Annotated in this window: 10 protein-coding genes and 1 pseudogene; 6 read left to right on the top strand and 5 right to left on the bottom strand. The window is 59.5% G+C overall.

Translation table 11 applies throughout. The features are described 5' to 3' along the window. Positions 1 to 14: 14 nt before the first annotated feature. From AD928_RS14735 to tldD, 3 genes are all read right to left on the bottom strand, one after another. The gene (locus AD928_RS14735; RefSeq protein ID WP_156470104.1) at positions 15 to 407 is read right to left on the bottom strand and encodes a hypothetical protein; all 393 of its coding nucleotides are present in this window, start codon (positions 405 to 407) and stop codon (positions 15 to 17) included. Between the two features lie 40 nt (positions 408 to 447). After that, positions 448 to 1,707 (bottom strand): tyrosine--tRNA ligase, encoded by a 1,260-nt coding sequence (tyrS, locus tag AD928_RS05215; RefSeq protein WP_062248806.1) that lies wholly within the window; start codon positions 1,705 to 1,707, stop codon positions 448 to 450. 179 nt (positions 1,708 to 1,886) lie between these two features. After that, a complete protein-coding gene (gene tldD, locus AD928_RS05220; RefSeq protein WP_062141317.1) occupies positions 1,887 to 3,344 on the bottom strand; it encodes a metalloprotease TldD in 1,458 nt (485 codons plus the stop codon). 524 nt (positions 3,345 to 3,868) lie between these two features. Here tldD and treF point away from each other — a divergent pair. Next, on the top strand, positions 3,869 to 6,085 hold the full coding sequence (gene treF / locus AD928_RS05225) for an alpha,alpha-trehalase TreF (protein WP_082779757.1): 2,217 nt from the start codon (positions 3,869 to 3,871) through the stop codon (positions 6,083 to 6,085). A gap of 72 nt (positions 6,086 to 6,157) precedes the next feature. Here the strand turns inward: treF and AD928_RS05230 are convergent, their stop codons facing one another. Both AD928_RS05230 and AD928_RS05235 read right to left on the bottom strand, forming a co-directional pair. After that, a complete protein-coding gene (locus AD928_RS05230; RefSeq protein ID WP_043549923.1) occupies positions 6,158 to 6,853 on the bottom strand; it encodes a histidine phosphatase family protein in 696 nt (231 codons plus the stop codon). Between the two features lie 16 nt (positions 6,854 to 6,869). Next, positions 6,870 to 9,059 (bottom strand): hypothetical protein, encoded by a 2,190-nt coding sequence (locus tag AD928_RS05235; protein ID WP_233419962.1) that lies wholly within the window; start codon positions 9,057 to 9,059, stop codon positions 6,870 to 6,872. 184 nt (positions 9,060 to 9,243) lie between these two features. On the opposite strand from AD928_RS05235, the gene rfbB reads away from it, so the two are divergent. The 5 genes and pseudogenes from rfbB to AD928_RS15375 all read left to right on the top strand — a co-directional run. After that, positions 9,244 to 10,302 (top strand): dTDP-glucose 4,6-dehydratase, encoded by a 1,059-nt coding sequence (gene rfbB / locus AD928_RS05240; RefSeq protein WP_062248808.1) that lies wholly within the window; start codon positions 9,244 to 9,246, stop codon positions 10,300 to 10,302. A gap of 9 nt (positions 10,303 to 10,311) precedes the next feature. Next, a pseudogene (locus AD928_RS05245) lies at positions 10,312 to 11,046 on the top strand (sugar nucleotidyltransferase); the annotation flags it as partial. Positions 11,047 to 11,096: 50 nt separating this feature from the next. Next, positions 11,097 to 11,654: a dTDP-4-dehydrorhamnose 3,5-epimerase gene (gene rfbC / locus AD928_RS05250; protein ID WP_061502469.1), complete on the top strand. Its 558-nt coding sequence runs from the start codon at positions 11,097 to 11,099 to the stop codon at positions 11,652 to 11,654. 15 nt (positions 11,655 to 11,669) lie between these two features. Further along, the gene (gene rfbD / locus AD928_RS05255) at positions 11,670 to 12,575 is read left to right on the top strand and encodes a dTDP-4-dehydrorhamnose reductase (RefSeq protein WP_062248810.1); all 906 of its coding nucleotides are present in this window, start codon (positions 11,670 to 11,672) and stop codon (positions 12,573 to 12,575) included. Positions 12,576 to 12,773: 198 nt separating this feature from the next. Next, positions 12,774 to 13,019 (top strand): glycosyltransferase (locus AD928_RS15375; protein WP_156470105.1); only part of this gene is annotated, 246 nt, incomplete at its 3' end.

Consider the following 13,019-nt stretch of genomic DNA (forward strand, 5'->3'; position numbering starts at 1 on the left):
GACTTAATCCAGTCTCAGTGGCCCGGACCACCGGGTTTTCCACCACCTCCGGGGCCACCATGACCGCCCCCACCTGGACCGCCACCGCCTCCAGGGCCGTGCCCCCCACCGCCGGGACGTCCACCACCACCACCCGGACCGGGCGGGCGAGGCATACCGCCACCGCCCGGTCGGCCACCGGGGCGTGGAGCCATGCCGGGGCGGCTCCCTCCGGGGAACGGGCGGGCGCGCCTGTCGGCATAGCCCCAGCGCGGGCCGTTCCCATACCCGTAATACTCATCATAACCGCCAGCGGGGCTATAGCCGTAATAGTCATAGCCTCCGCCATACATCGGGCCTGCGCAGCCAGAAAGTGTGCCGACCAGCGTCAGCCCCAGACAGCCTAAAATCAGAGGGGTACGTTTCATGCGGCTCACTCCTGTCGCCTTATTCGGATGCAAGAAGAAACTATCCAACTTTGACCAGAACATGGTGCTTCTTGCCAGAAGACAACCGAATAGCCCCGTCCACCATGTCTTTCTCTGCAATCACGCCGTTTTCATCCTGCACCACGGCGTTGTTCACACGCGCCCCGCCGCCCCGCACCAGCCGACGGGCTTCCCCATTAGTTTTGGCCAGTCCGGCTTCCACAAACAGGCGGAACACCGGAACACCTTCTGCCAGCATCGTCTGCGGCACGGTATGCACGGGCAGATCTGCTGCGGCGACCTTCCCTTCCTCAAACGTCTGGCGGGCCGCTTCTGCCGCAGCCTGAGCCGCTTCGCGCCCATGACACAGAGCAGTTGCTTCGGTGGCCAGAATTTTCTTGGCTTCGTTAATCTCTGCGCCCTGCAGAGCTTCCAGCCGTGCACATTCATCCAGCGGCAGATCGGTAAACAAACGCAGGAAGCGCCCCACATCCGCATCTTCCGTGTTGCGCCAGAACTGCCAGTAATCAAACACCGGCAGACGTTTTTCAGACAACCAGACAGCGCCATTGGCCGTCTTGCCCATTTTGGCGCCGGACGAGGTTGTCAGCAGAGGCGTCGTCAGGCCCATCACGCTTTTCTGGTCCGTGCGGCGCACCAGATCCACACCGGAGACAATGTTGCCCCACTGGTCAGACCCACCCAGCTGAAGCGTAACCCCATGCCGGCGGTTCAGTTCCCGGAAATCGTAGGACTGAAGAATGGAGTAGTTGAATTCAAGAAAGGTCAGGCCCTGCTCACGGTCCAGACGGTTCTTGACGGAATCGAAAGACAGCATGCGGTTGATGGAGAAATGCACCCCGACATCGCGCAGCAGATCAATGTAGGCCAGCTTATCCAGCCAGTCGGCATTGTTGACCAGAATGGCTTCGGACGCGCCGCCACCAAAGGTAAGGAACTGCCGCAAGCACCCTTCAATCCCTGCCAGATTGATGCCGATGGTCTCTTCCGTCATCAGTCTGCGGGCTTCTTCACGGAAAGACGGATCGCCAATTCTGGCCGTGCCGCCGCCTACCAGCGCCACCGGCCGATGCCCGTGCTTTTGCAGCAGGCGCAGCATCATAATCTGGATCAGGCTGCCCACATGCAGGCTGTCTGCTGTCGGGTCAAAGCCGATATAGGCCGCAACAGAGCCCTTCGTCATCGCTTCATCCAACGCCACGGGATCCGTGCACTGAAAAATGAAGCCACGCGCAGCGGCTTCCTGCATGAAGGAACTCTGAAACCCGTTTTCGACCATTCTCTTTAATTCCTGTTTACGCCTCTACCTGCCGCCGGAGCAGGATTATCCGGTCCACGCTCTAGCATGAGCACCGGCCCGGCAGAACCTCTTCCCGCGTCAGATCTCCGGTCAGCCCCCTTACCTGCGGGCAGCCGGGGTGAATTCTCTGTATGCTTTTTCTGTCAGTGCTGCAGCTGTCAGGCCGTGCCGCCAACCGTCAAGCCCGTCATTTTCAGGGTCGGCTGACCAACGCCGACCGGCACGCCCTGCCCGGCTTTGCCGCAGGTGCCAATGCCGGGGTCCAGTTCCATGTCTTTGCCGATCATGGAAACATGCGTCATGGCGTCCGCGCCGTTGCCAATCAGCGTCGCCCCTTTGACGGGCGCGGTGATCTTGCCATCTTCCACCAGATAAGCCTCGGATGCCGAGAACACGAACTTGCCGGACGTAATATCCACCTGGCCGCCGCCAAAATGCACCGCATACAGGCCGCGCTTCATGGAGCTGATCATGTCGTCGGTAGAAGCCTGACCGGGCAGCATGAGCGTGTTGGTCATGCGGGGCAGTGGCATATGGGCATAAGACTGGCGGCGACCATTACCAGTCGGGGCCACACCCATCAGGCGCGCGTTCAGGCGGTCCTGCAGATAACCTTTCAGGATTCCGTCTTCAATCAACGTGGTCCGGCCTGTGGGTGTGCCTTCATCATCAATGGTCAGGCTCCCACGACGGTCCGGCAGAGAGCCATCATCAATCACGGTCACACCCGGCGCTGCAACGCGCGTGCCCATACGTCCGGCAAAAACAGATGTGCCCTTACGGTTGAAGTCGCCTTCCAGCCCGTGCCCAACCGCTTCATGCAGCAGAATACCGGGCCAGCCTGCGCCAAGCACCACTTCCATCTCACCCGCAGGCGCAGGGCGCGCCTCCAGAGCAATCAGTGCCTGCCGCAGCGCTTCATGCACCGCGCCCTGCCATGTTTCCGCTTCCAGCAGGCGGTTGATTTCATACCGGCCACCCAGACCGTGGCTGCCGCTTTCACGTTTGCCGTCCTGCTCGACCACCACAGAGACGTTCAGCCGCACCAGCGGGCGCAGATCGGCTACGCGAGCACCATCGGCCCGGATAATCTGCACCGCCTGCCATTCGCCCGAGAGAGACGCCATAACCTGCACCACGCGGCTATCCTTGCCACGCGCATAGGCATCAATCTGGGTCAGCAGGCCAGAACGAGCCGCAAAATCTGTCTCGCCCAGCGGGTTGGCATCCGTATAGAGGCGGCGATTGGTGGAACGCGGCGCATCGGACATCGTCCCGGACCGACCACCACGCACCGCACTCACCGCCTCTCCGGCGCGAGCCAGCGCGGAGCGGCTCAAATCATCGGAGTGAGCAAAGCCGGTTTCTTCCCCCAGCACAGCGCGCAGGCCAAACCCGCTGCTGGTATCAAAAGAGGCTGAGCGGATAACGCCGTCATCCAGCGCTATGCCTTCACTTTCCCGATATTCCAGAAACAGTTCGCCATCATCCATCCCGTCCAGCGCCTTGCGGGTCAGGGCTTCTGCATCGGCGCGGTCCAGCAGGGCTCCGGGTCTGTCAAAAAACATCTGGTCTGTAACCGCCAGAGCGCCAGGGCTTGAAGGAATGGATGACATGGACGAAACTCCTGACAGGACTAAGGCTCCGGGTAGCGGGTTCTCCCGGCAGAGCGGCCAAAGCATAAACAGTTAAGTGCTGCCGCAAAACCCGCAAGGGGTTTCATCGTTTCTGTTTGATGACCAGATACGAGTCCTGACGCTTTTTCAGGACCCTTGCCAGACTGACCGCTGCGGCCCTCCTCCTGGTGCCCCGGCGTTCCGCCGCAGCCAGAGGAAAGACAACTATGAGTGCCTATCAGGACGGGACACGCTCCGGCCATCCCCTGCCCGTATCGCCCGCTTCCGGCCAGCACGCCTCCTCCCGCTCCATAGTCCATCTTGCTCTGATCTGTTTTCTGGCCGCCAATCCTGCCGCGGCTCTGGCACAGACCGCCGCACCGGCACCACGAGCCCCCACCGTGTCCGCCCCAGTTCTGACGCACGACACGCAAACGCAGCCTGACACAGCCCATGCGCCACGCTCTAACGCGGCCACTCCGTCAGGTGCGCAGCAACCGGCGACCATCCCCTCAGATCAGAAGATGAGCGCCCCCTCGGTCGCTGCTCCTGCTCCTGCTCCTGCTCCTGCTCCTGCTCCTGCTCCTGCTCCTGCTCCTGCTCCTGCTCCTGCTCCTGCTCCTGCTCCTGAAAAGTTACCTGAGGCCTCACCGCAGACAAGCACGGAAGCGGTGCAGCCCACGCTGGATGAGGAAAATTCAGCCCCCCCTGTGCAGGTCAAACTGTTCGATGTGCAGCCCGCCACCCATGCTGGCGAACATGCAGCGCCAGACTTTGTGCCGCAGGACCTCCGGCCGCCCTCAATTGCGCTCGGTGATCTGTTTTCTGCCATTCATGCGGCCCGGATCTTTACGGATGCGAAGGCTGTGGCGGATGCCATCCCGGATCAGGCGCCAACGGATCTGGTCGCCGCGTGGCGGCAGGAGAAAGATCTGCCCGATTTCGATCTGAAGCGGTTTGTCTCGCAGCACTTCACCATCCCCGTGCTGCGCTCGGCGGCCTATAGCCGCAAACCGGGCGAGAACGTGCGGGATTACATTTCCGGCATGTGGGACATTCTGACGCGTGAAGCCGATACGGCGGTGCCCTGGTCTTCCCTGTTGCCGTTGCCGGAGACTTATATCGTGCCCGGTGGCCGGTTCTCAGAGTTTTATTACTGGGACAGCTACTTCACCATGATCGGCCTGTATGAAGACGGGCGGATTGATCTGCTGCGCAATGTGGTGCGCAACATTGCCTCGCTAATGGACCGATACGGCCATATGCCCAACGGCAACCGCACCTATTACCTCAGCCGTTCGCAACCTCCGTTTTTCTCCGTGATGCTGGACCTGCTCGCCAGCCATGACGGACAGGTGGTCTACACATCCTTCCTGCCGGAATTGCAGCGTGAGTATGACTACTGGACGCATGGGGCCGACGCCCTCAAACCCGGTGCAGCCTGGCAGCATGCTGTGCGCCTGACTGATGGCACCCTGATGTTCCGCCCGTGGGACGACATGGATTCCCCGCGCGATGAAAGTTTTCCGCAGGACTTAGCCACCGCAAAACGCTCGCGCCGCCCTTCTCCCGAACTCTGGCGTGACCTCCGGGCCGGGGCAGAAACCGGGTGGGATTATTCCTCTCGCTGGCTGGCGGATGACAAGACGCTGGATACCATCAACACCACCTCCCTGATCACCGTCGAATATAACTGTCTGATGGTGCATCTGGAACAGACGCTCTCCCACGCCTACGCGCTGAACGGAGAAAAAGACAAAGCTACGTTTTACGCGCAGCAGGCCACGCAGCTTAAAAACGCCATCAACCACTATCTGTGGAATGAAAAGGACGGTGCGTATTTCGATTATAACTGGCGCACCGGTCAGCTCAGAGACGTGCTTTCTACCGCAACAGTTGTACCACTGTTCCTGCATATTGCCCCGCAGGATAAGGCCGATGCCGTTGCTCGCACCGTCAAGGCGCGCCTTCTCCATGTGGGTGGCCTGACCGTCACAGACCGTGAGACGGGGCAGCAATGGGATTACCCCAACGGCTGGGCACCAGAAGAATGGATGGCCATCAAAGGGCTGGAACAGTATGGGCATGATGATCTGGCAGCCGACATTGGACGCCGCTGGATGGCCCGTGTGATTGGCACCTATGAAAAAAGCGGCGTGTTGCTGGAGAAATATGATGTCGTCTCGCCCGAGATCAGCGCCACAGGCGGCAAGGGCGGCGGCGAATACCCCATGCAGATCGGCTTTGGCTGGACCAACGGCACTTTGCTGGGATTGATGAATCGCTACCCGCAAAACACCCGTAAAGTGCTGGATAACAATCCGCTGGCTGATCAGCCCTCTCAGCAGCCTCTACCCCCGGTCGATGCATGGGACGCAAAAGGGCCGGAAATCCCGGTTACAGAACACTCTCCGCTGAAAGGTGTGCCGGTTTCCACCCTGAAAGCTGAGCATCCGACGCAGGAGAACGATAGCCCGCCCACCCCGTCTGCGTCACCGGAAGCTCACCCCGCTGTGCCAGACTCTGAGCACCCCTCATCCGGGCAGATACCGGCAAAACCGGAAGACCACACACAGCCTTCCACGCCTGACCAGAAGCAGGACAACAAACCGGCAGCTCAGGAAGAACCGGCTCCGGTTGTTCCGCAACTCAGTCCGACACAAAACCCGCAGCCAACCAGTGCACCAGCACCAGCACCAGCACCAGCACCAGAGTCAAAAACTTCTGCGCCGGGGCCGTAAAGCAGGTTTTGTTGGAAAAGCGGTCTTGAGGGCCAGCAATCACCTCAGGCCCGAACGAGACTGCCTGAATCCTCAGATACCGGGCAGCTCGTTTACTGTGACAACACGCCAGCCCTCATCCAGCCTTTCCAGAATAGTCAGGGAAAGGTTCTGGATGGAGAAATGCAGCGCGGTCTCCGGGTGAATACGCAGCGCATGCGCCAGAGCAGCGCGAATAGCCCCGCCGTGACTCACAGCCACGATATTCTGCCCCTCATAGGCTTCGGCCAGCCGGTCCAGAGTCACACCTACGCGTCCGCATACATCCAGCATGCTCTCACCACCCGGCGGGCATTCCGTGGCCGAGATGGACCAGAACGGATGCGGGGCCAGACGCAGATGCTGCGGCAGCTCCTGATGTGGCATGTTGTGCCACTCACCGAGGTTCTGCTCGATCAGAGCTGGTTCCACATCCATCGGCACCGGGCCGTAACCGGCTTCCTGAATTGCCTCAGCAGTGCGCCGTGTGCGGGACAAGGGGCTGACAAGCCAGTGCGCCTCGCGCGGCAGGCGAGCCGCCAGAGCCTCATACATGGGGCGTTGCGCAATCAGGCTATCCGGGCAGAGCGGCACATCTAACGCCCCATAAAGACGGAGGCGCGCATTCTGCTCGACCAGCGCGTGGCGGATCAGCCAGAAGCGCGTAATGCCGGGCGCGAGCTGTGGCGTATCGAGAAAATTACCCTGATTGATCTGCTGGGCGGCGGGACGTGTGAGGCTGACAGTCATGGGTTCTGTTGTGCTGTCAGGGACCGCCCAACGCAAGAGCAGAAATGGAACGCCGCATTGCGTCTGCTTTCTGCTCGGCTGTGACACCCTCTTTCCCCGAGCGCTCTGACCAGTGAGACTCGTCCGCCGTACCTTCCGGCTCCCAACGCGGCGCGTAAGAGGGCAGCGGGTCCGCCTGTGCGATGGCATCCCAATACGTCAGAATGAGACTGATTTTTTCCAGAACCCGAAGCGCATCCTGAATTTCCCGCGTCATGCGGGCGGTAGCGTCCAGACCTTCATGAGACGGTTCGCCGGACACAAGGCGTGCCCCGGCGGATAATCTGAGGGCTCCTACAAGCCCTCCGGCGGCCTGCGCATACGGAATTGGGACAGGCTGGCCGATATGGCAGAGCAGCGCGGCAAGCGCCTTTTTTTCCTGTGGGACATAAGGCGAAAGATCGGCATTGAGCCACTGATAGAGCTTGCGACATCGTTCCAGATCCAGTGGAATTGCGCCCTCCGTTCCCTCAGGCGTACGCACCAGAAAGGACAGAATTGTCTGCTGACGATCCCAGTCGTGGGGTAACGCGTCCCGCTGCGGAGCGGGCTGCGGCAGAAACGCGAGGTCGGCGTTAGCTTCAATCCCTTGCGTAACGGCCCCCAGAAAACCCTGTAAGCGCTCCGCAACGACAGCGGAGGGAATCGCTCCGAGCGCTGCCATTTCGGCCTGTGCTGCCCGCCAGCGCAGGAGCAAACCATGATTAAAGCCTGACGCCAGACCACGGCAGGCCGGGCTGGCGGGCCATTCACACTGGTTGGCGTAGGCTGCGAGTCCTTCAGGCAACACGCCCTGATCCAGTCGGGCTTTCCAGCAGTCTGGCAACAAAAGCGCCCCGCAGAACGGCGGCCCGGTGAAAAATTTGGACCCCGTCACCATCACGGCCCAGCCACGCGCCAGATAGGCCTGAACACGCTCCGGCATCAGCCGGGCCTGACAGGCATCCACCACCACATCCAGTTGCCCCGGATACTGGTCACACAGCGCCTCAAGAGCTTTCAGGTTGGGGGCCAGCAGGCCGGTTTTGGACAGATCCAGCACATGCAGCAGCACACGCCGCCCTTTGGCTAACTGGTTTTGAATGTCTTTCCGGCAGGCAGCCGTCACCTCTCCCTCCGGCCGCAACTGGCCCTTAGCATCCCGCAAAGGCAGATCCACACACACAGTATCATCCGGGAATCCGGCCACCAGATCTCCTTTGCAGACGGACGCTCCGAGCGCTGTTTCCTGCGCAAAATGCCGCCCATGCGAGGCCAGGGGCACACCACTACCCGTTTCTTCCGGCGCGGTCAGAACTGTTGTCACCGGTTGCCCCGGTAAGGTGGATAACGCCAACACAGCCAGCGCCGCATCCGTGCCCGAAGAAGCCAAAACGACATGGTCCTGCCCCGGCAACCCGAACCAGCCTGCCAGAAAATGCCGGACATCAAGCGCCAGCGCATGCAAGGCTTCCGGCGCCTTACCCTCAAGAACAGCGCGAGCCAGATTCACCCGTGCGAGTTCTCCGCCGGTAAAGCCGCGTTCAGAGAGGGAAGAGGCTGTAGAAGATGCAAAAGTCACCGCCCAAGGGCGCGGACGATGCGAGCAGCCATAATGATTGAGGCCCGTGCGCACATCAATATTGAGGCGGGCATCGCCCCCTTCCGCCATCAAAGCCTCAACCGGGCCAATCAGCGGCCAGGCTGGTACAAGCCACGCGTAGAGCTCATCCCATAGAGCAGAACTATCGTGCGCAGCTTTGCCCGGAACACTGACTAGAGGACGCAAAGCCGCAAAAAGCTGAGGGAGATCTTTTCTGGCAGGAGGGGATACGCTGGCAAGCGTCCGCACCCATGCTTCCGGGGCGGGTAAATCCGCTGGCGCATCCAGCATCCAGAACCGGGCTGCTGTTCTGGCGGCGGAGAAGGAAATTTTCAGTGCCTGACGGAAGTCCGGTTCCTGCGCGTCTGACAAAACCGCCAGTTCCAGCGCATGACGCAAATGGAACGCCACCACCCGACGTTCCCCCAGACACGGTGCGCCCAGAACAATCTGCCCCGGAGGCTGAACATGAAAAGGATGCGCTACAGCCGGATCCAGCATGATCCGGCATTTTGTTGCCAGCAGGCGCAGCTCCGGGCGATCCAGCACATGCAGCAAGGTTTCCGTCAGGTTTCTGGCAAACATTTTTCCGCTTTCAACTCCCTGACAAACCATGCTCTCTGGCTGCCTACACGCTTGTTTTTCATACAGCCAATCACAAGAAAATCGCAAATCTACCAAGATTGCTGGCGAAGATTGTACCTCTGAGCTATGCCCAAACACTGGAGATTTTAATCGTTTGTTTCGGTCCACAGAATACGGAATACCAATGCGTATCTTATTAACGGGCGCGTGTGGGTTTATCGGATCAGCAGTGATCCGCCATATTATTCGGGACACCAGTCATTCTGTCCTGAATGTTGATTGCATGACTTATGCGGCTTCTGAAGAAACCGTGGAAGACGCAGCCGCCAGCGGGCGCTACGAATTTGCGCGCGCCAATATTGTCAACGGCAGCGAACTGAGCCGCCTGTTTGAAACGTTCCGTCCGCAGGCGGTCATGCATCTGGCAGCCGAAAGCCATGTGGACCGTTCCATTGATGGACCCGGCGTGTTCATCCAGACCAACGTGGTTGGCACCTATTCCCTGCTGGAAGCCGCCCGCAAATACTGGCTGACGCTGGACAAGGCCGATCGCGCTGCCTTCCGCTTCCATCACATCTCCACCGATGAAGTTTTCGGAGCGCTGGAGCCGAATGACCCGCCCTTTACCGAAACCACGCCGTATGATCCGCGCAGCCCGTATTCTGCCAGCAAGGCCTCGTCCGACCATCTGGTCCGTGCCTGGTACCATACCTACGGCCTGCCCACGTTTGTTACCAACACGACCAACAATTACGGCATCTGGCACTTCCCGGAAAAACTGATCCCCCTCATTACCATCAACGCTATCGAAGGCAAGGATCTGCCCGTGTACGGCGATGGTAAAAACGTGCGCGACTGGCTGTTTGTGGAAGACCACGCCGAAGCACTGGTCAAGGCTGTTGAAACCGGCGTGTCCGGCGAGACTTACGCCATCGGCGCCCGCCAGCCGCGCACCAACCTGCAGGTCGTGGAAACCATCTGTAACGTTCTGGACGAACTGGTGCCCGACCCGGCAGGCTCACGTAGCCGTCTGATCCGTTTTGTGACAGACCGTCCCGGCCATGACTTCCGTTACGAAATTGACCCCTCCCACGCTGAAAAAGCGCTGGACTGGAAAGCAAAGCATACTTTTGAAACCGGCATTCGCCGCACTGTTCAATGGTATCTAGACAACCGCGACTGGTGGGAAGGCATCCGCGCCCGCCGTTACACAGGCAACCGACTGGGAAGCACCGTAGAATGACACAGAAACATGATCATCAGCACCCCGAACGATCTTCCGCAGTTCAAGCGTCTGCTGGGCGATGGATCTCAGTTTGGGGTCACGTTTGAATATCGCGCCCAGCCCTCCCCGGACGGCATTCCGCAGGCATTCCTGATTGCGGAAGACTGGCTCGACAACTCCCCCTGTGCGCTCGCACTGGGTGATAACCTGATTTTTGCCGATCATCTGAGTGCCGCCCTGCAATCCGCTGCCGTGCGCCCAACTGGTGCCACCGTGTTTGCGTATCAGGTGCGTGACCCGGAACGCTATGGCGTCGTGTCTTTTGATGAAACGGGCCGCGCTCTGAGCATTGTTGAAAAGCCGAAAGAGCCTGTTTCCAACTGGGCTGTGACCGGCCTGTATTTCTATGACAATCGTGTTCTGGACTTTGCCAAACGCGTAAAGCCCTCCGCGCGCGGTGAGCTGGAAATTACAGACCTCAACCGGTTCTATCTGGAAGAAGGCAGCCTGCATGTCGACCGTCTGGGCCGTGGCTGTGCCTGGCTGGATGCCGGTATTCCGGACAGCCTGATGGAAGCCGGTCAGTTTGTGCACACCATTCAGGCCCGTCAAGGCATGCTGGTTGGCTCTCCGGCGGAAGTCGCCTACCGGCTTGGCTTCATTGATGCGGACCAGCTCCGTGCACACGCCTCCCGCATGGGAAAAACAGAACTGGGGCGGCTCCTGATGCAGGTTGCCAACACGGTTCAGCCTGCCGGCTGAACCACCCCCTTTTCTTTTTCTGACCATTTGCAGACAGGAGCTTTCCTTTCATGAAAGTCGAACGCCTTGCCATTGAGGACGTGATTCTGGTCACGCCCCCGCGCTTTCAGGACAACCGTGGGTTTTTCTCGGAAACCTACAATATCGACCGGATGCGGGACGCAGGCATTACCGAGCCCTTCGTGCAGGATAACCAGAGCCTTTCCCGCCAGAAGGGCGTGATCCGTGGCCTGCACTGCCAGCTGGCACCCTACGCGCAGGGCAAGCTGGTGCGCTGCACCAAAGGCGCAATCTGGGATGTGGCTGTAGATGCCCGGACCGGTTCCCCCACCTATGGCAAATGGGTTGCGGCTGAACTGTCTGAAGAAAACTGGTCGCAGCTGTGGATTCCGCCGGGTTTCCTGCATGGGTTCTGCACCCTGACCGAAGATGCGGAAGTGCAGTACAAATGCACAGGCCTGTATAACAAGGCCTCCGAACGTGCCGTCATCTGGAACAGCAAAGAGCTGGCCATTGACTGGCCCATCAAGACAGAAGACGCCGTTCTTTCTGAAAAAGATCTGGAAGCTCCGGAATTTTCTGCCGCCAAAGGCTGGTTTCATCTGTAATCAGGAGCAGACCTCATGAGTCGTCTTGCACAAAACGGTGGTCCCATTCTGGTTACGGGTGGCAAAGGCCAGCTGGCAACCTCTCTGGTCAATCTGGGTGGCCCGCGCATCCGCTGCGTTGGCCGGCCGGGCTTTGACTTCGACAAGCCTGAAACCCTTGCTGCCACACTGGACGCCATCAAGCCGGTTGCGGTGGTGAATGCTGCGGCATGGACAGCGGTTGACCTTGCGGAAACTGAGGCCGAAGGGGCTGCCCGCGCCAACGCCACCGGGCCGGAAGAACTGGCCCGCCTCTGCGCCCAGCGCGGTATTCCGCTAATCCAGGTCTCCACGGATTATGTGTTTTCCGGAGACAAGGGCGCACCGTATGTAGAGACAGACCCGGTTTCACCCGAGACTGTCTATGGTCGCACCAAGGCGGAAGGCGAGAGCAAGACTCTGGCTGCCAACCCCAAAACCATCGTGCTGCGCACCTCATGGGTTTACTCCGCACATGGGAAAAACTTTGTGCGCACCATGCTCAATGCCGGTGCTAAAAACCCGGCCCTGAAAGTGGTGGGCGACCAGAAAGGTAATCCGACCAGCTCGGATGATCTGGCTGAGGCCATTCTCTCCATTCTTGCTGTTCTGGAAAAAGACGGCTGGAAAGATGCGTTTGCTGGCATTTACCACGCCTGCGGCACGGGAGAGACAACCTGGCACGGTCTGGCTGTCGCAGCCCTGCAGGATGCGGTTCCCCATGGCCAGAAAATGCCGGAAGTAACCGCCATCCGCACGGAAGACTGGCCGACCCCCGCAAAGCGTCCAGCTGATTCCCGTATGGACAACAGCAAACTGACGCGCGTTTTCGGCGTTACAATGCCTGCATGGCAGGACAGTGTGCGGAAAACGGTTGACCAGATTTTTGCACAGTCTGCGTAAAAACTCCTGCAAAGCTGTTTGGAACGGTCTGAAATTTGACAGATTTTCCAGGCAGCTTTGCTGCACGCCCACACGGGAGGCGTTTCGTATCCCGCAGGATCTGAAGGAAGAGCATCACAGGTGCAGGAGACTAGCCAGCACACTCTTATAAACCGCCAGAATGCTTCTTTGGGCAGTGGCTCTTCTGTTGGCATTCTTATGTCTCTTTATAATGGCGTCCCGTATTTACAGCAGCAGCTGAATTCGCTCCTGCAGCAAACCTGCCCTGACTGGACTTTATATTTGCGGGATGATGGCTCTACCGATACCAGCCTGACCATCATGCACCAGTTTGCCCAACAGGTTGGCAAAGAGCGCTACGTGGAAGTCATGCCGCGCAATAGTGAACATCTCGGGGTCACGGCCTCCTACGCCACACTTCTGGCGGTTTATAAGAGTGTGCTG

Source organism: Acetobacter cerevisiae, assembly GCF_001580535.1.
GTDB classification, from domain to species: domain Bacteria; phylum Pseudomonadota; class Alphaproteobacteria; order Acetobacterales; family Acetobacteraceae; genus Acetobacter; species Acetobacter cerevisiae.

Excerpts from the sequence above, each read along its gene's own strand:
- rfbD (WP_062248810.1), top strand. The coding sequence starts at position 11,670 with ATGAGTCGTCTTGCACAAAACGGTGGTCCCATTCTGGTTACGGGTGGC.
- tyrS (WP_062248806.1), bottom strand. The coding sequence starts at position 1,707 with ATGGTCGAAAACGGGTTTCAGAGTTCCTTCATGCAGGAAGCCGCTGCG.
- AD928_RS05235 (WP_233419962.1), bottom strand. The coding sequence starts at position 9,059 with ATGTTTGCCAGAAACCTGACGGAAACCTTGCTGCATGTGCTGGATCGC.
- rfbB (WP_062248808.1), top strand. The coding sequence starts at position 9,244 with ATGCGTATCTTATTAACGGGCGCGTGTGGGTTTATCGGATCAGCAGTG.
- tldD (WP_062141317.1), bottom strand. The coding sequence starts at position 3,344 with ATGTCATCCATTCCTTCAAGCCCTGGCGCTCTGGCGGTTACAGACCAG.
- rfbC (WP_061502469.1), top strand. The coding sequence starts at position 11,097 with ATGAAAGTCGAACGCCTTGCCATTGAGGACGTGATTCTGGTCACGCCC.
- treF (WP_082779757.1), top strand. The coding sequence starts at position 3,869 with ATGAGCGCCCCCTCGGTCGCTGCTCCTGCTCCTGCTCCTGCTCCTGCT.
- AD928_RS05230 (WP_043549923.1), bottom strand. The coding sequence starts at position 6,853 with ATGACTGTCAGCCTCACACGTCCCGCCGCCCAGCAGATCAATCAGGGT.
- AD928_RS14735 (WP_156470104.1), bottom strand. The coding sequence starts at position 407 with ATGAAACGTACCCCTCTGATTTTAGGCTGTCTGGGGCTGACGCTGGTC.